This is a genomic window from Pseudomonas morbosilactucae, from assembly GCF_023241665.1.
GTDB lineage: Bacteria > Pseudomonadota > Gammaproteobacteria > Pseudomonadales > Pseudomonadaceae > Aquipseudomonas > Aquipseudomonas morbosilactucae.
On record NZ_JALQCX010000011.1, the window covers coordinates 388520 to 414803 of the forward strand.

General features: G+C 60.5%; 24 protein-coding genes. 11 read left to right on the forward strand and 13 right to left on the reverse strand.

The genetic code is table 11. The features are described from left to right. Positions 1-105: 105 nt before the first annotated feature. The 8 genes from M1B35_RS08395 to acs form a co-directional block, all read right to left on the reverse strand. Complete coding sequence (locus tag M1B35_RS08395; protein ID WP_123328463.1) at positions 106-1326, reverse strand: aspartate aminotransferase family protein; 1221 nt, start codon at positions 1324-1326, stop codon at positions 106-108. A 307-nt stretch (positions 1327-1633) separates the two neighbouring features. After that, a complete protein-coding gene (gene argR, locus M1B35_RS08400) occupies positions 1634-2614 on the reverse strand; it encodes a transcriptional regulator ArgR (protein WP_123328464.1) in 981 nt (326 codons plus the stop codon). A gap of 113 nt (positions 2615-2727) precedes the next feature. Continuing rightward, the gene (locus M1B35_RS08405) at positions 2728-3492 is read right to left on the reverse strand and encodes an ABC transporter ATP-binding protein (RefSeq protein ID WP_123328465.1); all 765 of its coding nucleotides are present in this window, start codon (positions 3490-3492) and stop codon (positions 2728-2730) included. Between the two features lie 28 nt (positions 3493-3520). Next, positions 3521-4633 carry a succinylglutamate desuccinylase/aspartoacylase family protein gene (locus tag M1B35_RS08410; RefSeq protein ID WP_123328466.1) on the reverse strand — a complete coding sequence of 371 codons (1113 nt, stop codon included), beginning with the start codon at positions 4631-4633 and terminating at the stop codon, positions 3521-3523. 1 nt (position 4634) lies between these two features. After that, complete coding sequence (locus M1B35_RS08415; protein WP_268261677.1) at positions 4635-5333, reverse strand: ABC transporter permease; 699 nt, start codon at positions 5331-5333, stop codon at positions 4635-4637. Then, positions 5330-6019: an ABC transporter permease gene (locus M1B35_RS08420; protein ID WP_123328468.1), complete on the reverse strand. Its 690-nt coding sequence runs from the start codon at positions 6017-6019 to the stop codon at positions 5330-5332. Before M1B35_RS08420 ends, M1B35_RS08415 begins: the two co-directional genes overlap by 4 nt. Positions 6020-6110: 91 nt before the next feature. Then, on the reverse strand, positions 6111-6887 hold the full coding sequence (locus M1B35_RS08425; RefSeq protein ID WP_268261678.1) for an ABC transporter substrate-binding protein: 777 nt from the start codon (positions 6885-6887) through the stop codon (positions 6111-6113). A 608-nt stretch (positions 6888-7495) separates the two neighbouring features. After that, entirely contained in the window at positions 7496-9451 is a 1956-nt protein-coding gene (acs, locus tag M1B35_RS08430; protein ID WP_123328470.1) for an acetate--CoA ligase, read from the reverse strand. Positions 9452-9862: 411 nt separating this feature from the next. On the opposite strand from acs, the gene M1B35_RS08435 reads away from it, so the two are divergent. The 3 genes from M1B35_RS08435 (at position 9863) to M1B35_RS08445 (ending at position 13484) form a co-directional block, all read left to right on the forward strand. Continuing rightward, a complete protein-coding gene (locus M1B35_RS08435) occupies positions 9863-10126 on the forward strand; it encodes a DUF2790 domain-containing protein (RefSeq protein ID WP_123328471.1) in 264 nt (87 codons plus the stop codon). Between the two features lie 731 nt (positions 10127-10857). Next, positions 10858-12105 (forward strand): ribonucleotide-diphosphate reductase subunit beta, encoded by a 1248-nt coding sequence (locus tag M1B35_RS08440; RefSeq protein ID WP_123328472.1) that lies wholly within the window; start codon positions 10858-10860, stop codon positions 12103-12105. Between the two features lie 398 nt (positions 12106-12503). Then, a complete protein-coding gene (locus tag M1B35_RS08445) occupies positions 12504-13484 on the forward strand; it encodes a hypothetical protein (RefSeq protein WP_268261679.1) in 981 nt (326 codons plus the stop codon). A 3-nt stretch (positions 13485-13487) separates the two neighbouring features. Here M1B35_RS08445 and M1B35_RS08450 read toward each other — a convergent pair whose 3' ends face one another. After that, positions 13488-14690, reverse strand: coding sequence for a hypothetical protein (locus tag M1B35_RS08450; RefSeq protein ID WP_123328474.1), 1203 nt, complete (start codon positions 14688-14690; stop codon positions 13488-13490). A 114-nt stretch (positions 14691-14804) separates the two neighbouring features. After that, a complete protein-coding gene (locus tag M1B35_RS08455; RefSeq protein ID WP_268261680.1) occupies positions 14805-15620 on the reverse strand; it encodes a sulfite exporter TauE/SafE family protein in 816 nt (271 codons plus the stop codon). A 113-nt stretch (positions 15621-15733) separates the two neighbouring features. On the opposite strand from M1B35_RS08455, the gene M1B35_RS08460 reads away from it, so the two are divergent. Continuing rightward, on the forward strand, positions 15734-16504 hold the full coding sequence (locus tag M1B35_RS08460; protein ID WP_123328476.1) for an AraC family transcriptional regulator: 771 nt from the start codon (positions 15734-15736) through the stop codon (positions 16502-16504). Positions 16505-16633: 129 nt separating this feature from the next. After that, positions 16634-16951, forward strand: coding sequence for an XRE family transcriptional regulator (locus M1B35_RS08465; RefSeq protein ID WP_268261681.1), 318 nt, complete (start codon positions 16634-16636; stop codon positions 16949-16951). Between the two features lie 249 nt (positions 16952-17200). Here M1B35_RS08465 and M1B35_RS08470 read toward each other — a convergent pair whose 3' ends face one another. Beyond that, entirely contained in the window at positions 17201-18265 is a 1065-nt protein-coding gene (locus M1B35_RS08470) for an MBL fold metallo-hydrolase (RefSeq protein ID WP_123328479.1), read from the reverse strand. Positions 18266-18479: 214 nt separating this feature from the next. Between M1B35_RS08470 and M1B35_RS08475 the strand changes: the two genes are divergently transcribed. The 4 genes from M1B35_RS08475 to M1B35_RS08490 all read left to right on the forward strand — a co-directional run bounded on the left by M1B35_RS08475 (position 18480) and on the right by M1B35_RS08490 (position 22697). Then, positions 18480-19088, forward strand: coding sequence for a TetR/AcrR family transcriptional regulator (locus M1B35_RS08475; protein WP_123328480.1), 609 nt, complete (start codon positions 18480-18482; stop codon positions 19086-19088). 228 nt (positions 19089-19316) lie between these two features. Further along, positions 19317-20378: a diguanylate cyclase gene (locus M1B35_RS08480; RefSeq protein ID WP_268261682.1), complete on the forward strand. Its 1062-nt coding sequence runs from the start codon at positions 19317-19319 to the stop codon at positions 20376-20378. A 373-nt stretch (positions 20379-20751) separates the two neighbouring features. Continuing rightward, positions 20752-22071 (forward strand): methyl-accepting chemotaxis protein, encoded by a 1320-nt coding sequence (locus M1B35_RS08485; protein WP_123328481.1) that lies wholly within the window; start codon positions 20752-20754, stop codon positions 22069-22071. A gap of 86 nt (positions 22072-22157) precedes the next feature. Next, positions 22158-22697, forward strand: a complete 540-nt coding sequence (locus M1B35_RS08490) for a DUF1003 domain-containing protein (protein WP_268261683.1) — start codon at positions 22158-22160, stop codon at positions 22695-22697. A gap of 3 nt (positions 22698-22700) precedes the next feature. On the opposite strand, the gene M1B35_RS08495 is transcribed toward M1B35_RS08490, so the two are convergent. Continuing rightward, positions 22701-23639, reverse strand: coding sequence for a LysR family transcriptional regulator (locus M1B35_RS08495; RefSeq protein WP_185039090.1), 939 nt, complete (start codon positions 23637-23639; stop codon positions 22701-22703). 24 nt (positions 23640-23663) lie between these two features. Here M1B35_RS08495 and M1B35_RS08500 point away from each other — a divergent pair, with 24 nt between their 5' ends. After that, complete coding sequence (locus M1B35_RS08500; RefSeq protein ID WP_268261684.1) at positions 23664-24380, forward strand: CTP synthase C-terminal region-related (seleno)protein; 717 nt, start codon at positions 23664-23666, stop codon at positions 24378-24380. Next, on the forward strand, positions 24380-24703 hold the full coding sequence (locus M1B35_RS08505; RefSeq protein WP_268261685.1) for an antibiotic biosynthesis monooxygenase family protein: 324 nt from the start codon (positions 24380-24382) through the stop codon (positions 24701-24703). Before M1B35_RS08500 ends, M1B35_RS08505 begins: the two co-directional genes overlap by 1 nt. Here M1B35_RS08505 and M1B35_RS08510 read toward each other — a convergent pair. Beyond that, the gene (locus M1B35_RS08510; protein WP_268261686.1) at positions 24700-26229 is read right to left on the reverse strand and encodes a cryptochrome/photolyase family protein; all 1530 of its coding nucleotides are present in this window, start codon (positions 26227-26229) and stop codon (positions 24700-24702) included. The genes M1B35_RS08505 and M1B35_RS08510 overlap by 4 nt on opposite strands. Positions 26230-26284 lie beyond the last annotated feature (55 nt).

The following is a 26284-nucleotide window of genomic DNA, read 5'->3' on the forward strand; positions in this document are numbered from 1 at the left end:
GGAAAACGTCCGACTCAGGGAAAAAAATGCCGGGACAGCCCGGCACAGGAATGTGGCTCGACGCAGCCCGTTGAGGATCGGCGCCGAGCGGTGTTACGGCCTGAATCAGGCTTGGGTCAGGCTGGCCACGGCGCGCTCGAAGCGATCCAGACCGGCATCGATGTCCGCATCGGTGACCACCAGGCTCGGGGCGAAACGCACCACGTCCGGGCCGGCTTGCAGAATCATCAACCCTTCTCGCTCGGCGGCGTTGAACACGTCCTTGGCCTTGCCTTTCCAAGCTTCGCTCAGCACGCAACCGATCAGCAGGCCCAGGCCACGCACTTCGCTGAACAGGCCGTACTTCTCACCGATCTGCAGCAGGCGGGTCTTGAACTTGTCGTGCTTGGCGTTGACGCCGCTCAGCACCTCAGGGGTGTTGATCACGTCGATCACCGCTTCGGCCACTGCACACGCCAGCGGGTTGCCGCCGTAAGTCGTGCCGTGGGTGCCGACAACCAGGTGCTTGGCCAGCTCTTCGGTGGTCAGCATCGCGGCGATCGGGAAACCGCCGCCCAGGCTCTTGGCGCTGGTGAGAATGTCCGGGGTCACGCCGTAATGCTGGTAGGCGAACAGCTTGCCGCTGCGGCCCATGCCGGTTTGCACTTCGTCGAACACCAGCAGTGCGTTGTGCTCGTTGCACAGCTCACGAGCGCCTTGCAGGTATTCAAGCTCGGCCGGCAGCACGCCGCCTTCACCCTGGATCGGCTCCAGGACCACAGCGCAGGTCTTGTCCGACACGGCGGCTTTGAGTGCGGCCAGGTCGTTATAAGGAACGTGGGTGATGCCGGTGATTTTAGGACCGAAACCGTCGGAGTACTTCGACTGGCCACCGACGTTGACGGTGAACAGGGTGCGGCCGTGGAAGCTGTTGAGCGCGGCGATGATTTCGTACTTCTCAGTGCCGAAACGATCGAAGGCTACACGCCGAGCCAGCTTGAAAGCGGCTTCGTTGGCTTCAGCGCCGGAGTTACAGAAGAACGCACGCTCAGCAAAGGTGGCGTCGATCAACTTGTGGGCCAGGCGCAGGGCCGGCTCGTTGGTGAATACGTTGGACACATGCCACAGCTTGTTGGCTTGTTCGGTCAATGCGCCAACCAGCGCCGGGTGCGCATGACCCAGCACGTTGACCGCGATGCCGCCGGCGAAATCGATCAGCTCCCGACCCGACTGGTCCCAGACTCGGGACCCTGCGCCACGCACAGGAATAAAAGCTGCAGGTGCATAGTTGGGAACCATAACCTGGTCGAAATCGGCGCGTTGCACCGGAGCTTGCTCAACGGACATCGGAGTCTCCTGAAGAGGAACGCCTGCCTGAAACTGGCGAGCGATGGGGGGATTGTAAGGACAGTTTTCAGCCCGGCCTTGCCGCCAAGCGACAACTTCTTATAGCGCCAACCCCCGTTTTAGGCGGGTTTATGGCAATGCGACAAATAGCGTCGCAAAGGCGCAGTTTAAACTGCGCGCAGGCTCAGCGGCAGAGTGACCGGGCAATTCGCCCAAGCTAATTATTCAGGTAGTTAGCGGTATCGCCGGTCCAGAAGTTGACCGTCAGGACGCCTTCGCCGGCACGCTGGCGCCAGCTAGAAGAAGATCAGCCGCGCTCGGCAGGTACGGAGGAGAGTTCGAACGGGCTGCTGCTGCGCCGCTGGTTGCGGTCTTCCCGCGGGGTGGCGCCAAAAAAGTTGCGGTAGGCGCTGGAGAAATGGGGCCCTGAGGAGAAACCGCAGGACAGGCCGATCTGAATGATCGACTTGCTGGTCTGCATCAACATCTGCCGTGCCTTGTTCAAGCGCAACTCCAGGTAATACTGGCTCGGCACACGATTGAGGTACTGCTTGAAGATCCGCTCCAACTGCCGGCGGGACACACAGACATGCTGGGCGATCTCGTCGGTGGTCAGCGGCTCTTCGATATTGGCTTCCATCAGCAGCACGGCCTGGGTCAGCTTCGGGTGGCTGGAACCCAGACGATTCTGCAACGGAATTCGCTGGCGCTCGCCGCCCTCGCGGATGCGCTCCACCACCAACTCTTCCGACACCGCGCCCGCCAGTTCCGCCCCATGATCCCGGGCCAGCACCGCCAGCAGCAGGTCCAGCACCGACATGCCGCCGCAGGCGGTCAGGCGATCCCGATCCCAGTCGAACAGATGGCTGGTGGCGATCACCTTGGGATAGCGCTCGGCAAAATCATCCTGCCAACGCCAATGCACCGCAGCGCGATAACCGTCCAGCAAGCCCAACTGCGCCAAGGGATAGACCCCGGCAGACAAACCACCGATCACACAGCCGGCGCGCACCAGTTGCTTGAGCGCACTGCTCAAGGCTGGCGCCAGGCTCGCTGGCGGCTCGTCGGCCAGCAGGAACAGCTTCTGACAACCTTCCAGCTTGCCGGCCCAAGGCTCACCCGGCAGCTGCCAAGCACCTTCGCCGGGCGCTTCGGCCTGCAGGAAAGACAACTCGTAGACCACGTCCGGATGCACCCGCTGAGCAACACGCAAGGCCTCCTCAGCCAGCGCCAGCGTCAAGGCTTTAGTGCTGGGCCAAATCAGGAAACCAATTCGATGGGCAGTCATGGCGGGCAATCCAAAACGAAAACAGTGTTAGAGGCCGAAAGCGGCAGCAACCAAATTAGACCATCGGCCGCGCGCTGCGCAGCATGACCTAATTTGGTGCATAACGGGAGCGATTACTTGAGGCTACCGGAGAGGAATTGTTGCAAACGTTCCGACTGCGGATTGACCAGCACTTCACGCGGGTTACCGCTCTCTTCCACCACGCCTTTGTGCAGGAATACCAGTTGATTGGAGACTTCCCGGGCGAAGCCCATTTCGTGAGTCACCACCACCATGGTCCGACCTTCCTGAGCCAGGGCCTGCATGACTTTCAGCACGTCACCTACCAGCTCAGGGTCGAGGGCCGAGGTCGGCTCGTCGAACAGCATGACTTCCGGCTCCATGGCCAGGGCCCGGGCAATCGCCACACGCTGCTGCTCACCACCGGACATGTGCCCCGGGTAAGCATCCTTGCGATGGGCCACGCCCACTTTGGCCAGGTAGTGCTCGGCCTTTTCACGGGCTTCGGCCTTGGGGACGCCGAGCACATGCACCGGCGCTTCCATGATGTTTTCCAGGGCGGTCATGTGCGACCACAGGTTGAAATGCTGGAACACCATCGACAGCCGCGAACGCATGCGCTGCAGTTGCTTCGGGTCGGCGGCCTTGAGCGCGCCGTCCTTGTTGGGCACCAGCTTGAGTTCTTCGTTGTTCAGCAGGATCTTGCCCGCGTGGGGCTGCTCCAGCAGGTTGATGCAACGCAGAAAGGTACTTTTGCCGGAGCCACTGGAGCCGATGATGCTGATTACATCGCCGGCGGCCGCTTTCAGGGACACGCCCTTGAGCACTTCGTGACTGCCATAGCGTTTATGCAGGTCTTGGACTTCAAGTTTGTACATGCTGTCGGTTCTCACAAAAAGCGGTCAGTCAGTCGTTGAGCAAGCGCCCGTGACGCAGCGCTTCGCGCCCCGCCACCTTGGCCAGCCAGAAACCGGGTTGGGCGTAACGTAACCGTTCAACGGCAAACAACACGCCGCTGGTGCCAGCACACATAATGCTGACCCGATCGGATAAGGGATCAATCACTTCGAAAATCGGCTCGCCCTTCTCGACCCAGCTACCGGCCGGGCGCAGAAAGCTCACCACACCGGGGTGGGGCGCGAACAACAGTTCAGTGCCCTCGAACGGCATCGCCTCACAGGCTTCATTCGCTGGTGCAGGCCATTCGCCACGGATCAGGCCCTGCTCGGCCAGGAACGCCAGAATGCCTTCGGCATAGGCCTCGGCTTCAGCGCGACCGGTATCGGCCTGACCGCCCAGCTCCAGGGTAGTGGCCAGGCAAGCCAAGGGAATCTGCGCTTCCGGGAAGGCGCGTGACAAACGCAGCCAAGGCAATGAGCAGGCTTCGTCGAATGAACTGCCGCCCGAATCTTCCGCAAGCAAGCCCACCCGCACATTCAGGTGCGCAGCCAGGGAGCGCCATTGCGCCCAGTGCTGAGGCAAGGCGTACATGTGCAGCGCCGCTTCGGCGTCGCAGTGCAGGTCCAGCACCACATCGGCGGTACAGGCATGGCTCAGCAGCACGCGCTGCATGCCCTGCAACTGACTGGCCGCCGGTGGCAAGGCAGCCAGCACATCGCTCATGGCCTGACGGATCAGCCGGACATTGGCGTGCGGGTCATCGCCCAGGCGCCCTTCCAGCCGCTCGGCCACCGGTGCGCTCAACTCGACGAAATCCCGGTTGAAGTTCTTGCCGCTACCCGCTTCGAAACGCCCCTGATGATTGCCTTGGAGCAATTGCCCCAGGCCCAGGGGATTGGCCACCGGCACCAGCTCGATCACGCCGTTCAGCGCACCCTGGGTTTCCAGTTCCGCCAGGCGCTTTTTCAGCTCCCAGGCGGTGCGCATGCCCGGCAGCTCATCGGCGTGCAGGCTGGCCTGGATATAGGCCTTGCGCTCGCCGCTGCCAAAGCGGAATACCGAGATCTGCCGCTCGCTGCCCAGATGACTCCAGGGCAATGCATGGTCGATACGTTCCATATCAGTGCTTCCGCGGAGCCAGGTAGCCCAGCCAGCGACGCTCGGCCAGCTTGAACAGGCGCACCAGGATGAAGGTCAGGCACAGGTAGAACGCGCCGGCGGTGATGTAGGCCTCGAACGGCAGGTAATACTGGGCGTTGACCGTGCGTGCGGCACCGGTGATGTCGATCAGGGTGACGATGGAGGCCAGGCTGGTGGTCTGCAGCATCATGATCACTTCGTTGCTGTACTGCGGCAGTGCGCGGCGCATGGCCGACGGCAGCAGAATCCGGCAGTACATCTTATAGCGCGACATGCCCATGGCCTTGGCGGCCTCGATTTCACCGTTCGGCGTGGCCCGCAGGCTGCCGGCGATGATTTCAGCGGTGTAGGCACTGGTGTTGATGGCAAAGGCCAGGCAGGCACAGAACGTGGCGCTGGACAGCCATGGCCAGAGGAAGCTTTCCCGCACGGCTTCGAACTGGGCCAGACCGTAATAGATCAGGAACAGTTGCACCAGCATCGGTGTGCCGCGGATCACGTAGGTGTAAAGCCAGGCACTCATGTTCACCACTGGCTGCTTGGACACCCGCATCAGCCCCAGGGGCAAGGCCGCCAGCAAGCCGAAGAACAGCGACAGGGCCAGCAGTTTCAGGGTGGTCAGCAGGCCGCTCAGGTACAGCGGCAATGCTTCATAGATGACGTTGTAGTCGAAGATCATAGATCAGCCGCCCTTACGCCTACCGAGTAGCGCTTCTCAAGTTGACGCAGTGCCAGCAGGGAGACACTGGTGATCACCAGGTACATCGCCGCCACCGCGAGGAAGAAGGTAAAAGGTTCGCGGGTGGCATCAGCCGCCTGCTTGGCCTTGAACATCATGTCTTGCAGGCCCACCACCGAAATCAGCGCGGTGGCCTTGGTCAGTACCAGCCAGTTGTTGGTGAAGCCAGGAATCGCCAGGCGAATCATCTGCGGCACCATCACCCGGAAGAACACCTGAAAACTGCTCATGCCGTACGCCACACCGGCTTCCGCCTGCCCCTTGGGGATCGCCATAAAGGCGCCACGGAAGGTTTCCGACAGGTAGGCCCCGAAGATGAAGCCCAGGGTGCCGATGCCAGCCGCCAGTGGATTGAGGTCGATGTAGTCGTCATACCCCAGCAGCGGCGCCACGCGGTTGAGCAGGTCCTGGCCGCCGTAGAAAATCAGCAGGATCAGCACCAGATCGGGAATCCCGCGGATCACGGTGGAATACAGATCGCCCAGCCAGGCCAGCCAGCGGATCGGCGAGAGACGCAAGGCGACCCCGATCAGACCCAGAACAATGGCCAAGGCCATGGACGACAAGGCGAGCTGAAGCGTCAGCCAAGCGCCATCGAGGATGACAGCCCCGTAGCCTTTCAACATGATTCAGGTCCTCGGAAATTGGGATGAAAAAATGGCGCAAACCTCAGAGATCCTGCTGCTTGCGCCATCTCGGACTTATTGCTGCGACGGTTTACTGGCCGTAAATGTCGAAGTCGAAGTACTTGTCCTGGATCTGCTTGTACTTGCCGTTCGCGCGAATGGCAGCAATGGCACCGGTGATCTTGTCTTTCAGGGCATCACCCTTGCGCACCGCGATGCCTACACCGTCGCCGAAGTATTTGACGTCGGTGAAGGCTGGGCCGACGAAGGCAAAGCCTTTACCTGCGTCGGTTTTCAGGAAACCGTCATTCAACAGGGTAGCGTCTGCCACGGTGCCGTCGAGGCGACCCGCTGCCACGTCCAGGTAGATTTCATTCTGCGAGCCGTAAGGCTTGATCTCGGCACCCAGCGGCGCCAGGACTTCGCGAGCGAAACGCTCGTGGATCGAACCGCGCTGCACGCCAATGTTCTTGCCCTTGAGCTCAGTCAGGCCGTCGCCGATCTGGGTACCGGACTTCATCACCAGGCGCGCCGGGGTGTTGTAGTACTTGCCGGTGAAGTCCACGGACTTCTTGCGGTCGTCAGTGATGGACATCGACGACAGGATGGCGTCGATCTTGCGCACCTTGAGGGCAGGGATCAGGCCGTCGAACTCTTGCTCGACCCACACACACTTGACCTTCATCTCTTCGCAGAGCGCGTTGCCGATGTCGTAGTCAAAACCAACAATGCTGCCGTCCGGCGCCTTCGAGGCAAACGGAGGGTAGGCCGCTTCGATACCAATTTTCAGAGGCTTTTCATCGGCAAACGTCGGCAGGGAAAGCACGGAGGACAGTGCCAGGGCGCCAAGAAGCACGAGTTTCTTCATCTTAGGACTCCATCGGTAAAGGGCGAAAACGGCAGAGTGAGCGACAGCCCAATATGCGAATGGGTGGTAACTGATAGCGGTGCGGCGCACCTGAGGAAACCGGGGTGGGCTCAATACAGGCAACGACCAGCGAGTGATCGGCATTCTAACGAGAGGCCGGAAGCCGATATTTCTTCAATGCGACAACAAATTACAGAAGCATCGAGAAAGCCAGGCAAACGCATTGACAGCTCTTCAAGTTTATGCAAGAGCAAAAGACAGTGAACCGATCTATGCTGCAAATTGCGGGCCTATTATTGGCAAAGCCTTCTATTCCGGCAAGCGCAGCATGATGGCTTATTTTTTAACCGGGTAAAAACGGCCCTGGAATGGGGCCCGGCGTTTCCCATTGCCCCGAAAGCGAGCGCGGGGTTACACCTTCTGTCCCATCGGTAACATTCTGATACGCCTGGCGAACAAAACCGATATTTATTTGCACCCTCGTCGCCAGCAAGCACCTACTGGCGGCGCAGCAACCGGCTTGCCGGCGATCAGCCTCTCCCCTGCCCTATAAAAAAAGCCCCGCCTGGCGCAACGCCAGGCGGGGGCTCGATGACTCAAGAGACGTCTCAGGCGACGTTCATGGTCTTGTGGGTATCAATCAAATGTTGCACCACACCCGGGTCGGCCAAAGTGGAAATGTCCCCCAGACCGTCGTACTCAGCCGTGGCGATCTTGCGCAGGATGCGCCGCATGATCTTCCCGGAGCGGGTTTTCGGCAGCCCTGGCGCCCACTGGATGACATCCGGCGAGGCAATCGGACCGATCTCTTTGCGCACCCAGTTTTTCAGCTCCAGGCGCAAGGCTTCGCTTGGCTCTTCGCCCCCGTTGAGGGTGACGTAGACGTAGATGCCCTGCCCCTTGATGTCATGGGGCACGCCCACCACCGCGGCTTCGGCGACTTTCGGGTGGGCAACCATGGCACTTTCAATCTCGGCGGTGCCCATGCGATGCCCGGAGACGTTGAGCACGTCATCCACGCGGCCGGTGATCCACCAGTAGCCGTCTTCATCGCGGCGAGCGCCGTCACCGGTGAAGTACATGCCACGGAAGGTCTTGAAGTAGGTGTCGACGAAACGGTCGTGATCGCCATACAAGGTGCGCGCCTGGCCTGGCCACGAGTCGAGGATCACCAGGTTGCCTTCGGCAGCGCCTTCGATGATGTTACCCAGGTTGTCCACCAGCGCCGGCACGACGCCGAAGAATGGCCGCGCCGCCGAACCCGGCTTGAGGGCGTGAGCACCCGGCAGCGGGCTCATCAGGGTGGCGCCGGTTTCGGTCTGCCACCAGGTGTCGACGATCGGGCAGCGGGAGTTGCCCACGTTCTTGTAGTACCAGTCCCAGGCTTCCGGGTTGATCGGCTCGCCCACCGAACCCAACAGGCGCAGGCTGCTGCCGTCAGCGCCCTCACAAGCAGCGGTGCCGGCCGCCATCATGGCGCGGATCGCGGTCGGGGCGGTGTAGAGGATATTGACCTTGTGCTTGTCGACAATCTTCGCCACGCGGGTCACGTCCGGGTAGTTCGGGACGCCTTCGAACAGCAGAGTGGTCGCGCCATTGGCCAACGGGCCATAGACGATGTACGTGTGGCCAGTGACCCAGCCGACGTCGGCGGTGCACCAGTAGATTTCACCCGGGCGGTAGTCAAATACACGCTCGTGGGTCAGCGCTGCGTACAACAGGTAGCCGCCAGTGGTGTGCTGCACACCTTTCGGCTTGCCGGTGGAACCCGAGGTGTAAAGGATGAACAGGGCTTCTTCAGCACCCATTTCCTTCGGCGCACACACGGTGCCCGCCACTTTCATCAGGTCTTCGTACCAGATGTCGCGATGTTGGTTCCACTTGATGCCGCCACCGGTGCGCTTGCACACGATGACCTTCTGGATGCTGCTGGTTTCCGGGTTGGTCAGGGCGTCGTCGACGTTGGCCTTGAGGGGAATTTTCTTGCCGGCACGGATGCCTTCGTCAGCAGTGATCACCACCTTGGAGCGGCAGTCGATGATACGGCCAGCCAGGGCTTCAGGGGAGAAGCCACCGAACACCACCGAGTGGATCGCGCCGATGCGGGTACAGGCCAGCATGGCTACCACGGCTTCAGGGATCATCGGCATATAGATAGTCACCACGTCGCCGCGGTGCACGTCCTGGCCACGCAGGGCGTTGGCGAACTTGCAGACTTCTTCGTGCAGTTCGCGGTAGGTGATGTTGCGGCTTTCCGCCGGGTCGTCACCTTCCCAGATGATTGCGATCTGGTCGCCACGCTCGGCCAAGTGGCGATCCAAGCAGTTATAGGAGACGTTCAGGGTGCCATCGGCAAACCATTTGATGTCGACGTGGTGATCGTCGAAGGAGGTCTGTTTCACCGTGGTGAAAGGCTTGATCCAGTCGAGACGCTTGGCCTGCTCGCGCCAGAAGCCGTCGGGGTTGACCACCGACTGCTGATACATGGCCTTGTAGGTCGCCTCGTCAGTCAACGTGTTGGCTGCAACCTCGGGACGAACGGGATACAGAGAAGCCGCACTCATCTTTCTTACCTCGGTGAAATAGTTGTTTTTGTATGACCCCGTTGTAACGGGGGCGGCGCTATAGAACCATTCGACGATGGTAGTAACAACCCCCCACAAAATGTCCTGATATTCACTGCAACCGCTCAAGCACAGGACTTTCAGCGCTTTATAGCGTTTCCGGAAAATACTCCCCTTCGCCCCTGCCGGCCGGCTTTCCGGCGGATTGTTACAAAAAACGCCAATAGTCTTTATCAAAAGCACGTCTATATGCCTGTAACTCACAGGCCTAAAATCAACCTCGCCAACCCGGCTACTGATTAACGAAGTGACAGCCCCCACGAAGGCAGTTAATCAAACTTCCATTCAAGTTCCGCACGCAGCCCCATAAAGGCTGCGCGACCCAACTCGAACTTAAAAGGTGAATTCAAGATGAAAGCTTTATTAGTTCTGGCCCTTACTGGTCTTTGTGCAACCGCCATGGCCGACGAGGCGCCCACTGATGTGGCCAGTCAACAAACCCCGGTCGAGCAATACACTTACTCCACGGATCTGGACATCGCCAAAGTTGTCTCCATGAGTGACGTACCCAATGTATGTGAAGTTGTACCGGCTCGCATGGAATATGAAGACTCCCATGGCCAACGGCATATTCTGCAATATCGCGTCATGGGCAGCGGTTGCTCTAACGGCTGATATTCCAGCCAGTGACAAGCCGGCTTACACACACTCGCCGCAAGAAATCGCTCTTGCGGCAAAGATGCCAGGCGAACGACCCTCCATGGGACGAGCCCAGAGCCTCCCCTGATGCCAAGCCACGCCCTGCCCTCTTCCTGCTTCGCTGACGCTACTTCCCGACAAACCCTCAGCCCTCACACAGGGTGATCGCGCCAGCACCGCGCGAGCCTGTCCAAGTACGCGGCAAGCACGGGATTTGAGCGCTAATCCAGCCAACTCCAGTTGTGTCTCAAACCGGCGAAAGCCTCTCGAAAACACAACATCTAGTAAAAACACGCGTTTCAGCGGATTTTCTGCGGCTGATTTCCAAGCGCAAAAAAAAATCTTCACCAGCCAAAGCCCTGTAAACCCTCGCTTTGCCTTGAATGCCCCCCCTTTCCAAGCCTTCCTGCGCCACTTGGTCACCCCACAGACATAAAAAAATCCCTATAATGCGACCTCAAAACGGGCCTGCAACATTCCCTTACCGGACTGGAAAGACATGCTGGGGCCACCGCAGGAGCCGAAACGCTCGGTTCCGCCCCACGACCCGCTTCAGGACACCCGTGCACACATTCTGTTTATTGCCTGCGTTCACTGCTGCAACAAACGATTCCTTATAGATCTAACGCGGCCAGTAGGGTCGTGTGAAAAGCCAACCCTTTTGTTTTCACACGGGCATCTGGCCCTCAAGCAGGAGACGACACGTCATGCTGAGCTGGGACGAATTCGACAAAGAAGAAGGCGAAGTTGCCGTTAAAGGCGCCAACGCCGGCCATGCTTCTGAAGCCAACATGGACCGCCTCGACAGCGCTGGCGGTGCCGCCGCGCTCGAAGCCCGCGCCGTGACCGCCAGCGACTCTGCGGCCATCGCTCGTGCCAAGGCTGCACTGGACAAGCTGGACGTGGCCGAAGGCCTGGCCGAGCTGGAAGGTGCTTCCGCCCGTGTAGCTGTCGATGAAAAGCGCATGATCAACTGCCGCGCCGACCTCAACCAGCTCGTGCCGTTCAAATATGACTGGGCCTGGCAGAAGTACCTGGACGGTTGCGCAAACCACTGGATGCCGCAAGAAGTCAACATGACCGCCGACATCGCCCTCTGGAAAGACCCGGAAGGCCTGACCGACGACGAGCGCCGCATCGTGATGCGCAACCTGGGCTTCTTCTCCACCGCCGACTCCCTGGTTGCCAACAACCTGGTGCTGGCCGTGTACCGCCTGATCACCAACCCGGAATGCCGCCAGTACATCCTGCGCCAGGCGTTCGAAGAGGCGATCCACACCCACGCTTACCAGTACTGCATCGAATCGTTGGCCATGGATGAAGGCGAGATCTTCAACATGTACCACGAGATCCCGTCGGTCGCGAAGAAAGCCGTCTGGGGCCTGAAGTACACCCGTTCGATCTCCGATCCGAAGTTCGAAACCGGCACCGTCGAGACCGACAAAGAACTGCTGCGCAACCTGATCGCCTACTACTGCGTTCTGGAAGGCATCTTCTTCTATTGCGGCTTCACCCAGATCCTGTCCATGGGTCGCCGCAACAAAATGACCGGTGTCGCCGAGCAGTTCCAGTACATCCTGCGCGACGAATCCATGCACCTGAACTTCGGCATCGACGTGATCAACCAGATCAAGATTGAAAACCCGCACCTGTGGGATGCCGAGATGAAGGAAGAAGCCACCCAGATGATCCTCCAGGGCACCCAACTGGAAATCGAATACGCTCGCGACACCATGCCGCGCGGCGTACTGGGCATGAACGCGGCCATGATGGAGGACTACCTCAAGTTCATCGCCAACCGTCGCCTGTCGCAGATCGGCTTGAAAGAAGAGTACCCAGGTACCACCAACCCGTTCCCATGGATGAGCGAAATCATGGACTTGAAGAAAGAGAAAAACTTCTTCGAGACTCGCGTGATCGAGTATCAAACTGGCGGCGCGCTGAGCTGGGATTGATTCCTGACGCCACTGTAAGTTGTCTATTCACCCGTTGAATAGACTGCTCTAAAAAAGCCCTGACCTGTTCAGGGCTTTTTTATTGACGCGGAAAAACATTCAATACTTTTTCAACCTGCACCTGGCTTACAAGCCATCAACTTTTTAGCACTTTTTAATTATCAGAGTGGCTGACTTCAAGTACGGTTTCGAATCATCCCCAAGCCATTTCCCACTGATTGTTACAGTCAGTTTTTTACTGTTGCCGATCCCGGCTTCAAGCTTGCCCAAGTGCGCACTGGGCGGCTCTATCGTTCTGTTGCGCCCAAGCTCGCATTAACAAAATCGAGAAAATTTCGGTGCACGAACAAGGCCCAACCGCTATAAAAGCCCCTTCGCGCACAAGGACCTACGCCGCCATGAAATTCGACAACGCCTACTGCATCAGCCTCGACGACAAGCTGTCGATCTATGACGTGCGCGATCTGAATTTCGATGAAACCCAGGGCTTCGACTCGGCCAAGGAGCGCTTTCAGTGCCCCAATGATCAATGCCGTGCGGCCTTTGATGCGGAAAACGGGCTGGGCACCTTCAATGCCAAGAACGTCAATTATCGCCGCACCCCGCACTTCAAGAACCTTCCCGGCACCCGGCATGTGGACGGCTGCCCCTATGGCACTCGCCACGCCCTGATTGAAGGCCTGGAAGGCGTGGAGGCCGAGGATAACCGGGAGGAACACTTCCCTTCCGAGTTGTTGCTGGCTCGACGTGAATATGTGCGCAAACCGAGCAGCCCGGTGCCGGCCGTCGATACTCCGACCCTCCAACCGCAGTCGTCCTCCTTCAACGCAAGCGCGGCGCCCACCAGCGATCGGGCGCCGGACAAAACCAGCGTCTTTGCCCATCCGGTGGAATGCTTCGTGTCGAACATCGACGACAAAGACTTGCTCAAGCGCATGCCACTGAAGATTGGCGAGCACAGTGCGTCCTACGCCACCTTCTTCAAGAAGATCGAGTACCTGCAGGACAACAAGGGGCTGATCTACTGGGGCAAGATCAAGGAAATCAGGGACTACACCCAGAGCTTTCGCATCGACTTCGAGCAAAAGGTCTGGTTCAAGGCCGCGGACGACGCCAAAAAGAAGCCCTATTCGGTCAATGTCTACCTGAGCAAGAAGCTCATTGAGGGCTACCGCAAGCGCAAGGCGTTTCTTGAGGAGATCAAGCATGCCATCGACAGCGAACAGGATTTGTACTGCTTCTTCTATGGGGTCACGCCGGAGTTGAAGCAGGTGCCCAGCAAGAAGAACCCCGAGCAGACTTTCGGCGTGTTCAGCGCCAATATCGAGAACCTCGACCACTTCATCGTCCGTGAAGCACCGGCACTGAACACCCAATAAACGTCAGTCCTCAGGCAACTGCAACGCCACTGCCCCCGGGTGTTGGCGGACCAACGCGTACGGCAGTACCGACCAGTCCGCACCGTCGCACGAGCGCTGCACGCGGGCAAAGTAGGAGCCCAGGTACAAGCCCTTGGGCGTGAAGTACCACGAGGAATAGCCCCAGACACTCTCATCGGTAAAGTTGCAGCTGTCTTCATCATCAGCGGCCGGCGTTTGCATCTGCTCGGGGTACAGCTCGCGCCAACGGGCGATCAGCCAAGGTACCAGGACTTTGCTCCGATACTCGTAGCTGGCGTGGCTCTGCTCCTCAGTCGAAGGCGGGTCGCCCGGGTTATTGCGATCCGCGTGCAGCGTTGGCCGCCCCTCACCCACCCAGAGCACATCGCTCAGGGACAACTGCTCGCCACTGCGCACATCGATGTTCAGCGGTGAATCGCCAAAGTCCGGATGGGCACCGCCGCAGAAATAGCTGGTGGTGATGTTCAGGCTGATCACCCCCGCCGACATGAACTGCGGTTTCACCGTTTGAAAATACTCCCCCAAACCCAGACGGCTGGCCCTCAGCATGCACCCGTGGAAACTGGCCACTTCGTACCAGAACCGTCCCAGCAGTTGCTGATTGATGCGCTGTTGTTCGGCGGGCGTATAACCGGAGACGAGGGTGAACATCGACAGTTTGGAGCCCGGCTCGGTCCACCATTGCAGGGTGCGCCCCATGAAACGCTCTTGCTTGCCCTGCTTGAGGACCAGGCCCTGCAACCGCAGGTACTCATAGACATCCCCCCGATACAGCTGCGCCAGGTACTCCGGGGCATCCGCCTTGGGTGCTTCGGCCTGGGCCGCGACCAATTCAACCGGAAGGGTCTTGCCCTTGGCGCTGCGCCATTGGCCCTGCCAGCCATCGGCAGTCTTTTGCAGGGTCAGGCGGGGCCGCGGCGAGTTATCGCCATAGGGGTTCTGGCCCTCGTCGAGGCTGAGGGCCTGGCCTTCGAGGCGGCCGCTCAACCCCAAATCGCGGCGGTACTTCTGATAGAAATAACGACCTGTCAGCTCACCCGGATCCCGGTGGTCCAACTCCAGCACAATCGGCATCTTGCCCAGGGTTCCGGTGAACACCTGCAGGGCTTCATCAGCCTGGCTCGACGGCAGCAACAGCATCAGCAAAACCAACAACGGCACCCGACGGGCCAATCCTTTGAGCATGAACAGTTCCTTGATTGAAGAGGCCTGGCGGGCATCGCCGTGGCGAAAGCGCGACCGGATTATGGCGAGGTTGGCCGGCAGAATCGAGCGCGGCGCTGAGCAGATCCGGCTCGCTCAGGTGATCCACATGCTCAACATCACCAGCATCACCAGGCTGATGTACACCCGTGCGTGCAACCGGTCTGCAAGGACGCCGATCCAGCGCGACGCCAAGCGAATACCCAGCAGTGAACCCAAGGTCAGCACGCCAAACGCCAGCAGATCCACATAACCGATAAACCAGGGGCCCAACTCGACAGGGCTGAACCCGGCCAGGGCCATGTAGGTCAGGGTGCCGGCCAGAGCCACCGGGACACTCAGCGGATTGGCCATGGAGGTGGCCTGGGTCATGCTCAACCCGCATCGACGCAATAAAGGCACGGTCATTACACTGCCGCCCACGCCAAGGAAGGTGGCAACGGTACCGATGAGCAATCCGCCGCCCAGGGCCTGGGCCATGCCCAAACGTCGTGGCGACTGGCCGTGCAGCGGTTCGAGAAAGCCGCGACGCAGCAGGCAGTCGGCAATGGTCAGGCCGAGGTAGGCGATAAAGGCGTAACGGATGACTTCGCCGCTGACCCAAACGGCCACCATCGCACCCAACACCGCACCCACGCCGATGTAACCCGCCAAGGGCCACACGTAATGCCGGATCAAATGGCCCGCCCGCTGATGCTTCAAGGTCGCGACCAGGGCATTGACGATCATCACGCAGGTGGAGGTGGCGACCGCGATATGCATCGCCGACTGCCCAATCGCGCTGTCTGCCCCGTAGACGGCCGACAGCATGTGATAAAGCAGCGGCACCACCACAAAACCGCCACCAAAACCGAAGAGCACCGCGGTAACACCAGTCATGCAGCCAAAAAGCATCAACAGTAGATAGAACATCACGCAGCATCCATTACAGGGGAACCCGGACAATAGCCAGCGCGCCCCTGGCCGGCTTTAGCAGATAAGCCAATAATGTTCGCGTTCACGCCAATGGCAAGGGGCTCGCGGCCATGCGCAATACCTCAATCAACCTGCTCGACCAGACACCGCGCCCGGTGGTCGCCATCGGCACGGATTACCCCGACGGCCACCTGCTGCCTCGCCATCAACATCGCCGCGGACAATTGCTGTATGGGGCCACCGGGGTCATGCAGGTGAGTACCGAGGCGGGCAATTGGGTGGTGCCGCCCCAGCGCGCCGTGTGGATCGCACCTCAGGTGCCTCATGCGGTGCTGATGCTGGGCGTGAGCACCCGCAGCCTGTACATCGAACCGGACGCCGTGCCGTTTAATGAGGCCCCGTGTCGAGTCCTCAATGTCTCGCCGCTGATGCGCCAACTGTTGCTGGAAGCGGTGGACATCCCCCTTGAGTATGAAACCCACGGGCGTGACGGCGTGCTGATCAGCCTGTTGCTGCATGAGTTGGGGCGCAGCACCCCGCTGCCGCTGCACATTCCCCTGCCAGCCGAACCCCGCCTGCTCGCCCTGTGCCAAGCTTTCCTGCAGCAGCCGGATATTCATCAATCGCCGCAGCAGTGGGCGCAGCAGCTACACGCCAGCCTGCGCACCTTCAACCGATGGTTTCGTCAGCAGACCGGCATGAGTTTCGTGCAGTGGCGCCAACGCGCCTGTGTGGTCCTGGCCCTGGCACGCCTGGCGGCGGGCGAAGCGGTGACGCGGATCGCTATGGATTTCGGCTACGACAGCCCGGCGGCGTTTTCGACGATGTTCCGCCGGGTACTGGGGCAGGCGCCCACGGCCTACTTGCACAGCGCGGCCTGATCCTCGGGAAAGAACTTGTCACCAAAGGGTCGATAGAAACCGCAAAAATGAGTTTGATCAGCGGCCAAAACAACTGTACAAATAAACAGTATTTTATTGACTCTGCCTTTGATCCTCCCGGAGGAAACCATGGCCTCGCTCGCGATGAAAATCACCCTGGAACGTATCGCCCTGTTTCAATTCACCCCGACGCACTGTGCCCAGGCCCGCCAGTTGCTGGGTTGGAACATGGATCAGCTGTGCCAAAAATCCACCGTCTCTGTGCAAGCCATCCAACGCTTCGAAGCCGGCTTTGAGGTACGCGATGTCACTCGCCTGGCCCTGGCCTTCTGCTTCGAAGCGGAAGGCCTGGTGTTCTTCCCCGGTTTCGAGCCTGGGCGCGGCATGAACGTGCGAGGTGCAACCCCCAACCCGATGGAGCGCGCGGATTACGCCCTGATCGAATGATCCAGAGCGCTCACTACCGGCTCCAACCAGTGCTGCACCGAGTAATCGGCGGCAACCAGCCGGGCAAGCTGGCAATTGAGTTCCTTGATCCAGGTTCCATGGCGGCGCCGGCTGCGGGTGCCATGACCGCCACCATCGTAAACAGCCACCCAGGCCTGGAAAGTCTGGGTGGCAAGGTGGGATTCACCCCCGATGAAAATCTGCTCACTGCAGGGAAAGCTCACAGGGCGGCAACGCAACACCGGGGGTTCAGGAGGACTGGGTTTCCAGAGACGTGGTTTGTGCCTCGCCCTCCACGCTCAGCCACCAGGTGCTGCCGCGCTGGGGTTGCGACAGGCTGAAGGCTTGGCCCATCTGCGGCGTGGTGATGGCGATGCTGCGTTCCCAGGCCAAGGCCAGGATACGGTCGAAGGGTTCGTACCAGGCATGCATCGACAAATCGAAAGTGCCGTTGTGGATCGGCAGCAACCAGCGGCCCTTGAGGTCGATATGGGCCTGCAGGGTCTGCTCTGGCTGCATATGCACGTGGGGCCACTCGACGTTGTAGGCACCGGTTTCCATCAGGGTCAGATCAAACGGGCCGTATTGCTGGCCGATGCGTTTGAAGCCATCGAAGTACCCGGTATCCCCACTGAAAAAGATCCGCACAGGGCCGTCGATCATCACCCACGACGCCCACAAGGTGCTGTTGCCATCGAACAAACCACGCCCGGAAAAGTGCTGCGCTGGCGTCGCAATAAACCGGATGCCGTCGACCTCCGTGCCCTGCCACCAATCCAGTTGCCGGACCTTTTCCGCGGGGACGCCCCACTTGATCAAGGTCTCGCCCACGCCCAGGGGCGTGAGGAAGTGTCGGGCCTTTTCCGCCAGATGCAGCACAGTGCGACGGTCCAAATGGTCGTAGTGGTTGTGGGACAAAATCACCGCCTCGATGGCCGGCAGCTCTTCCAGGCTGATGGGCGGTTGGTGAAACCGTTTGGGGCCGGCCCACTGAACGGGCGAGGCGCGCTCCGCGAACACCGGGTCGGTGACCCAGAATTTGCCGCGCATCTTCAGCAGCACCGTCGAATGCCCAAGACGGAAGACACTGTGATCCGGCGCCGCCGACAATTGCTCGCGAGTCAAAGGCTGCACCGGGATCGCCCCCGCGGGGCGCGTGTTACGCGGCTTGTGGAAAATCATGTTCCAGAAGATGCGCAGGGTTTTGCCGAAACCTGCATGTTGAACGGGGGCGTGGTTGCGATAGGCGCCTTGTTCCTGGCGCGAGGTTTCAAGGCGAGCGGCGCCGTCGGCGTTGGGCGAGATAGTGGCCATGACTGAAGTGACTCCAAGGAACTCAACACGGTTCCGGCAATTCTCTGCGGGACGGTCCAGACCAACGCACGCAAGCATCAGTTGACTGTCATTGTTTGGATTTGAAGAGCGGATCAAGAACTACACTGCACAGTGTAGTTTCTACATTGCATGAAGCAGAAGACTAAGTAAACTGCCGATTGCAGTGCCCCTTCAGCCAACTCGAACCTCACTTATGACAGCTCCAAAGCGCCTCACCGACCGTAAACGCGAAGCCATCATCCAGGCGGCGATCAACGAATTCCGCGCCAGCGGTTTCGAGATCACCAGCATGGATAAGATCGCCGCCACCGCCGGTGTCTCCAAGCGCACGGTGTACAACCACTTCCCCAGCAAAGAGGAACTGTTCGCCGAAATCCTGCATAAGTTGTGGGCCAACATCTGTGCCCAGCCCGACGTCCAGTACCGCAGCGACCTGCCGCTGCGCGAGCAATTGCACACACTGCTCCAGGCCAAACTGCGCATGCTGGGGGACGATAACTTTCTGGACCTGGCACGAGTCGCCATCGCCGCCACCATCCACTCCCCTGAACGCGCGCAGAACATGGTGGCGCGCCTGAGCCAGCGCGAAGAAGGACTGAGCATCTGGATTCGCGCAGCCGTGGCCGATGGCCGTCTCAAACCGGTGGATGCAGAGTTTGCCTCCCACCAACTCCAGGGCCTGATCAAGACATTCGCATTCTGGCCACAGATCAGCATGGGGCAACCTACACTGCCGCTCGCTGAACAAACCCAGGTCATCGAGTCGGCCCTGGACATGTTTCTGTCCCACTATCAGGTTTGATTCCCCGCCCGATCCGTCTCTTCAGGAAGCCTCTTCCCTAGCCCTTAACGGCCCCTCTCAACGCTCTGAAACGACCTCGCAGCGCCCCTCCCACTGTTAAATGGCTTCGAAGGACACTGATTATTCTTCTTGGAATAAATGACAATATTCACCAAACTTATCCGATCAACGGCTATAGCGCATAAAACACCACAAGGTGTTTCAGAAGCAGATCTGGTGCATGACATTATGGAAATTCAACAAGGCAAAGGGTTGTCATTTGCCAGGCGCATCTATCGCCCAAGGACCATTGGCTTGGGCATCGGTGGCATCAGTGTCTTCGCCGCGCTCTATCCCATTGCCCTGCCCAACTGGATCTGGGCCCTGCTGCTGTTCAACGGCCTGATCTGGCCACACCTGGCTTACCAACTGTCGATCCGTTCGCGCTCGCCCTACCAGGCTGAACGGCGCAACCTGCTGTATGACTCGCTCTGCGGCGGCTTCTGGGCCGCAGCCTTTCAGTTCAATCCGCTGCCGGCGGTGACCATCCTATCGATGATGTCGATGAACAATGTCGCCGCTGGCGGGCAACGCCTGCTGATTCATGGCGCCGTTGCCCAGGTGACTGGCGTCCTGGCGGCCTGGGCGCTGCTGGGCATGCACTTCAGCACCCAAATCAGCCAAATCCAGATCTACGCCTGCCTGCCGATGTTGACCCTCTACCCCCTGGCACTGGGCATGGTCTGCTATCGGTTGGCGATGAAACTGTCCGAACACAAGCGCACCTTGAGTACCCTGAGTCGCACCGACAGCCTCACCGGCCTGCTCAACCACGGTTCCTGGAAAGACCTGCTGCAGATCAAATTCCTCAAGTGCCTGGAGCATAAGGCCCAGGCCAGCATCGCCCTGATCGACGTCGATCACTTCAAGCTGATCAACGACAGCTACGGCCACATCATCGGCGATGCGGTATTGCGCCAGTTGAGTGGCGAGTTGCGGCGCAACTTGCGCCAGGATGACCAGGCCGGCCGTTACGGTGGCGACGAATTTTGCGTGATCCTGCCCGGCCTGCACCCGCAGCAGGCAGTGGAGGTGATGGAGCGCTTGCGTGAAGCCTTCAGCCATTACCGACACCCGGACGTTCCCGAGTTGCGCGTCAGCCTGAGCATCGGCCTGGCAGCCTTTCAGCAGGGTTTCAATGACACCGCCGACTGGCTCAACGAGGCCGACAAAGCCTTGTACCAGGCAAAAAACACCGGGCGCAATAAAATCACCAGCGCCGCAATGCCCCCTGAGCCCGCCTTTGCCTGAGCCGCTGCCCGGCCAAAAACTTATACAAAATCTGGATAAATGCAGTTTTTGTACAAGTTTATTTAGATTTGTACGGTGTTAGCCATCATAATGCCGCCACTGCTCCCCCCTCCTGGAAGAGCGGCATCGCCCCATAGAATGAACCGCCGACCCACCCCAATTTGAATTGATTTGTAGACATGACGCCCTTCCTCCAACGACACCTCAAGGCTCAGCCCGGGTGCCGTGAAGGCTGAAATACCCGCTACCAGTTCAGTGTCAGTCATGGAGCGCTGGCACCCAGCAGACCCTGCCCAAGACCCTCGGGATCTTTTGGCATACAGGCGCACTCAATAGGGACCCACTCGACGCTTCCCACCGAGCACCAGCCACCATGCTATTCAACCGCCACAACAAGACCATCGAAACCCTGCAGCACACCGTTGCCCAACAAGCTGGCCTGCTCGAAGCCCTCGAACGCTCCATGGCCGTCGTCGAGTTCGATCTACAGGGCCGAGTGCTGCGCGCCAATGACAACTTCCTCAAGACCATGGGCTACCGCGCCGAACAGGTGCTGGGCCAATCCCACCAGCAGTTTTGCAGCACCGAGTTCGTGCGCAGCAATGGGTACCGCCAGCTCTGGACGCGCCTGCAAAACGGCCAGTTCGAATCGGGCACCTACGAACGGCTCAACGGCAGCGGGCAACCGATCTGGCTGGAGGCGACCTACAACCCGATCAAGGACGCGACGGGCAAGGTCATCAAGGTGGTCAAATACGCCCTGGATGTCACCGCCAAGGTGCAACAGGAAACGGAAGCCAAGGCCAAGCTGCAAGCCATCGACCGCGCCATGGCGGTGATCGAGTTCAACCTCGACGGCAGCATCATCAGCGCCAACCAGAACTTCCTCAATCGCATGGGCTACACCCTGGCCGAACTGCAAGGCAAACATCACCGGATATTCTGCAAGCCAGAGCTGGCCAACAGCAGCGCCTACCAGGATTTCTGGCGCCGGCTCAATCAGGGCGAGCTGTTCAACGGCCAGTTCGAGCGTGTCGACAAACAGGGCCGCACCCTGTGGCTGGAAGCCAACTACAACCCGGTGTATGACGCCGCTGGGCGCCTGATCAAAGTGGTGAAGTTCGCCTCGGATGTCACCCAACGAGTGGAACAGCACGAGCAGGACGCCCGCAGCGCCAGCCAGGCCTACCACATCTCCATGGAGACGCGGAAAGTGGCCGAACAAGGCACCGAGGTGATCCAGCAAGCGGCCAGCGAAATGCGCCACATTGCCAGCAATATCGAAGACTCCTCGGCCTTGATCGCCAAACTCGGTGACCGCTCCGAACAGATCACCGCGATCGTCAACACCATCCGTTCCATCGCCGACCAGACCAACCTCCTGGCCCTCAATGCCGCCATCGAGGCCGCCCGCGCCGGCGAGCAAGGCCGGGGCTTTGCCGTGGTAGCCGATGAAGTCCGGCAACTGGCGGCCCGCACCAGCGGTTCGACGGCGGAAATTTCCGAGATGATCGAGAAGATCCAGAACGAAACCCAGCAAGCGATCAAAAGCATGGACGGCACCCGCGACCGGGCGGCCAAAGGCGTGGGCCTGGCCGATCAGGCCGGTACCGTGATCCTGCAGATACGCGAAGGCACCGGCCACGCCGTCCAGGCGGTGAGCATGTTCGCCAGCGAACGCGGCGCACTCTGAGCCAGGGGATGCCGACGCGGGTTAACGCGTCGGCGGCACGGGGTGGCGCTATAGTTGCGCGATCGTCTGCCCGGTAGAAAATCCCCATGACCACCAAACGCCCTGAAGAAACCCCAGCCCCAGCTGTCGACCACCTGCGCTTCCATCGCCGCCACGCCCACCTGGCCCCCACCTTCGGCACCGACGCCTTCGCTTTGAGGGCCGAAGCCTTCGCCCGCTTCTTTGGCACGCCGACCTTTCTCGGGGCCCAGACCCTGATCGTACTGGTCTGGATCGGCCTCAACCTCAGCGGCGTCACCACTTTCGACGTCTACCCCTTTATCCTCCTCAACCTGGCGTTCAGCCTGCAGGCAGCCTACGCGGCACCGCTGATTTTGCTGGCACAGACCCGCCAGGCCGCCCGTGACAAAGCCCAGGCCGATGCCGATGCGCAACACCGCGAAGCCCTGGCCGTGGCCAACAGCGAGCGGCAGGCCCAAGCCGCCCACAGCAGCGCGCAATTACTGGAGCTGCTGGAGCAAAACACCCGCCTCACCGAAATGACCAAGCAACTGACCGAACGCATCGAAAACCTGACCAGCGAGATGCATCAGCACTTTGTCCGCAAGGAACCGCCCCAGGCTTGAGGGTCAAGGCAGGCGAACGTGGCGCGCCAGTTCGTCGAACAGGGCCACCACCGAGCGCAGCGCCCGACAGTCCGGGCGGGTCAACAGCCACAGCCCGGTGTCATGGCCCAAGGGTTCGCTCAGCGGCTCCAGCCCACCGCCGATAAGGAAGTCCGGCAGCGCAGCCACCCCCAAGCCCGCACGCACCAACTCGGTCACCGACTGCATGCTGTTGCAGCGGTAGCTGGGGCGCACACCCGGCCATTGACTGCGGCGCCAGGTCACCGTGGGGTGATCGGGCAGAAAATCGTCCGGGGCAATCCAGGCCACGCGAGACAGATCAGTGCAGTCGACCCGTTGCCGATAGGCAGCACTGGCACACACTCGATAAGCCACGGTTCCGAGGCGCCGGCCCACCAAGTGCTCCGGTGGCGCGGCAGTCAGGCGCAGGGCGATATCGGCGTCGCGACGGCTGAGGTTGGCAAAGTCGTTGGAGGTGCACAGCTCCACGGTCAACGCCGGGTAGCCGGGCATGAACTGCGCCAGGGCCGGCAGCAGCAACCCTTGCAACACCGAATCGGTGCAGGTCAGGCGCACGGTGCCACTGATGATTTCCCCGCCCTGGTCCACACCGATCCGCGCCGCCTCCAGGGCTTGTTCGGCACGCTCGGCCTGTTGCGCCAGAGTCTGCGCCAGGCTGGTGGGCAGGTAGCCCGCCCGGCTCTTATCGAACAGTTGCTGGCCCAGGGCGGCCTCCAGACGGCGTACCGCGCGAAACACCGTGGACACATCGACCCTGAGCAGCGCCGCGGCACGGGCCAGTGACCCGCCGCGCACCAGGGCAAGAATCAGGACGAGGTCGGGGTAGTCAAGCTGATAGTGCGTGGCTGCATTGATCAATTGGATAAACGCCAATATTGATTGCGTGGGCGCCAATTTATAGTGGCCGCCAGGAATCAACAAGCCATCGTCCCCCAGGGAGCCTCCATGCACGCCAACCGACCCCAGCCCCACGTTCGCATCGCCCTGATTGGCGACTACGACCCGCAGATCACCGCCCATCAAGCCATTCCCCAAGCCCTGGAGATGGCCGCGGCCGCCACCGAGGTCGAGCTGACCTACCAATGGCTGGGCACCGACTCCCTGAATGCGGACGCTCAGTTGGAGGGCTTCGATGGCATCTGGTGTGTGCCCGGCAGCCCTTATCGCCACCTTGATGGCGCGCTACTGGCAATCCGCGTGGCCCGGGAGCAACAACGGCCCTTCCTCGGCACCTGCGGCGGCTTTCAACATGGGGTGCTGGAATACGCGCGCCATGTCTTGGGCTGGGCGGACGCCGAGCACGGTGAACTGCACCCGGAGGCGCAACGGGCCCTGCTCACGCCCTTGAGCTGCTCACTGGTGGAAGCCGTCGACAGCATTCGTCTGCAGCCCGGCAGCCGCATCGCCGAGGCCTATCAAAGCCTGGAGATCATCGAGGGTTATCGCTGTCGTTACGGGGTCAATCCGCAGTTCGCCGATGCGCTGCTGAGCGGTGCGCTGGTCGCCACCGGGCACGACACAGCGGGCGACCTGCGAGCGGTCGAGCTCAAGGGCCATCGGTTTTTTGTCGCGACCCTGTTTCAGCCCGAACGCGCAGCCTTGGCCGGCAAGGTACCGCCCCTGGTGTGCGCCCTGCTCAACGCTTGCAAGGAGCCACACTGATGATCGGCAGCACACCCGCCCCCCCTTATTACGCAGTGATCTTCAGCTCACAACGCAGCGCCGCCGACCCGGACTACGATCAGGCCGCCCAGCGCATGGTCGAACTGGCCAGCCAGCAACCGGGGTTTCTCGGTGCGGAGTCCAGCCGCGATGAGCAAGGTTTTGGCATCACCGTGTCTTACTGGCGTGACGAAGCAGCGATCCTGGCCTGGAAGCACCATGCCGAACACAGCGTCATCCGCGAGCGCGGCCGTGCAGACTGGTACAGCCATTGCCACACCCGGGTGTGCAAAGTCGAACGGGCGTATCGCTTCGAACGCTAGAGTTGATCCAGGCGCTGACGCAGGTCGTCGGCCTGGGCGCTCACCGCGTCGCGCATCTCGTCGGGCATTTTGGCCAACTGCCGATACACCATCCCCAGCCGATGATTGCCTTCGAGCAACGGCTGGTGGCGGGCGAAAAAGTCCCAGTACAGCGCATTGAACGGGCAGGCACGCTCACCGATGCGGACCTTTTTGTCGTAGTGACAGCCCCGGCAGTAATCGCTCATGCGGTCGATATAGGCCGCACTGGACACATAGGGTTTGGTCGCCAGCAGGCCACCGTCGGCAAACTGGCTCATGCCCAGGGTGTTGGGCAACTCGACCCATTCGAAGGCATCGATATAGACCCCCAGGTACCACTGGTGCACCTCATAGGGATCAAGTCCGGCCAACAGGGCAAAATTGCCGATGACCATCAGCCGCTGAATATGGTGCGCATAGGCCTGCTCCAACGACTGGCCGATGGCATGGGCCAGGCAGCGCATGCGGGTCTGGCCGGTCCAGAACCATGACGGCAGCGGCAGGTCATGGGCAAACACGTTGCTGCGTTCGTAACCGGGCATCTGCGCCCAGTAGACCCCGCGCACATACTCGCGCCAACCGAGAATCTGCCGGATAAACCCCTCGACCGACGCTAAGGGTGCCACGCCCTGGTGATAGGCGTCTTCGGCCCGCTGCACCACTTCCCGGGGGTTGAGCATCTTGGTGTTCAGGGCAAACGACAGCAACGAATGAAACAACCGCCAGGCCCGGCTGCTCATGGCGTCCTGGAACTCGCCAAAATGCTTCAGCTCGTGCTCGATAAACCCCTGCAACTGCTGCAGCGCTTCGTCGCGATTCAGCGGCCAGGCCAGTTGTTCGGCGGCTACGCTGCCAAAGCTCTGGACCCCTGCGGCCTGAATGCTCTGCCACAGCAGGGAATGATCATGCCGCGGACGACTGTCGGCCGACTCGAACGGCATCCCGGGCCACGCCTGGCGGTTGTCGTGGTCGTAATTCCACTGGCCACCCAGGGGCTTGCGCTTAGGGTCCAGCAGCACGCCTTCGACCACCCGCAGCGTGCGATAGAAGTGCTCCATCAACCAATGCTCGCGCCCGGCGAAGATCAACTGCGCCTGCTCCCGGGCGGTGTAGAAGTGCTCGCTGTCGACCATCGTCGAGGGGATGGCCAGGGCCTCGCAGTAACCCAGTAATTGCTGGTCCAGGCGCCATTCATCCGGGGCCTGGTACTCGAAGTGGCTGGCCCCGTACCGCGCCAACAGGGCATCCAGGTTGCGGGTCAGGCACTGGGTGTTGTCCGGGTCGTCGATCTTCAGGTAACAGACGCGATGCCCGGCGGCCTCCAGGCTCGCGGCAAAGTCACGCATGGCGGCAAAGATCGCCAGGACCTTCTGCCCGTGATGCAGGACGTAGTCGGTCTCCTGGCGCACCTCCATCAGCACGTGAATCGCCTCCGCGCACGGTTGGCGAAACCAGCTGTGCAGCGGGTTGAGTTGATCGCCGAGGATCAGTCGCAAAAGGGTCATGGCAGGCCGGAGGGTTGATACGCAAAGGTGCAGAATGCCACACGTGGCTGCAGGC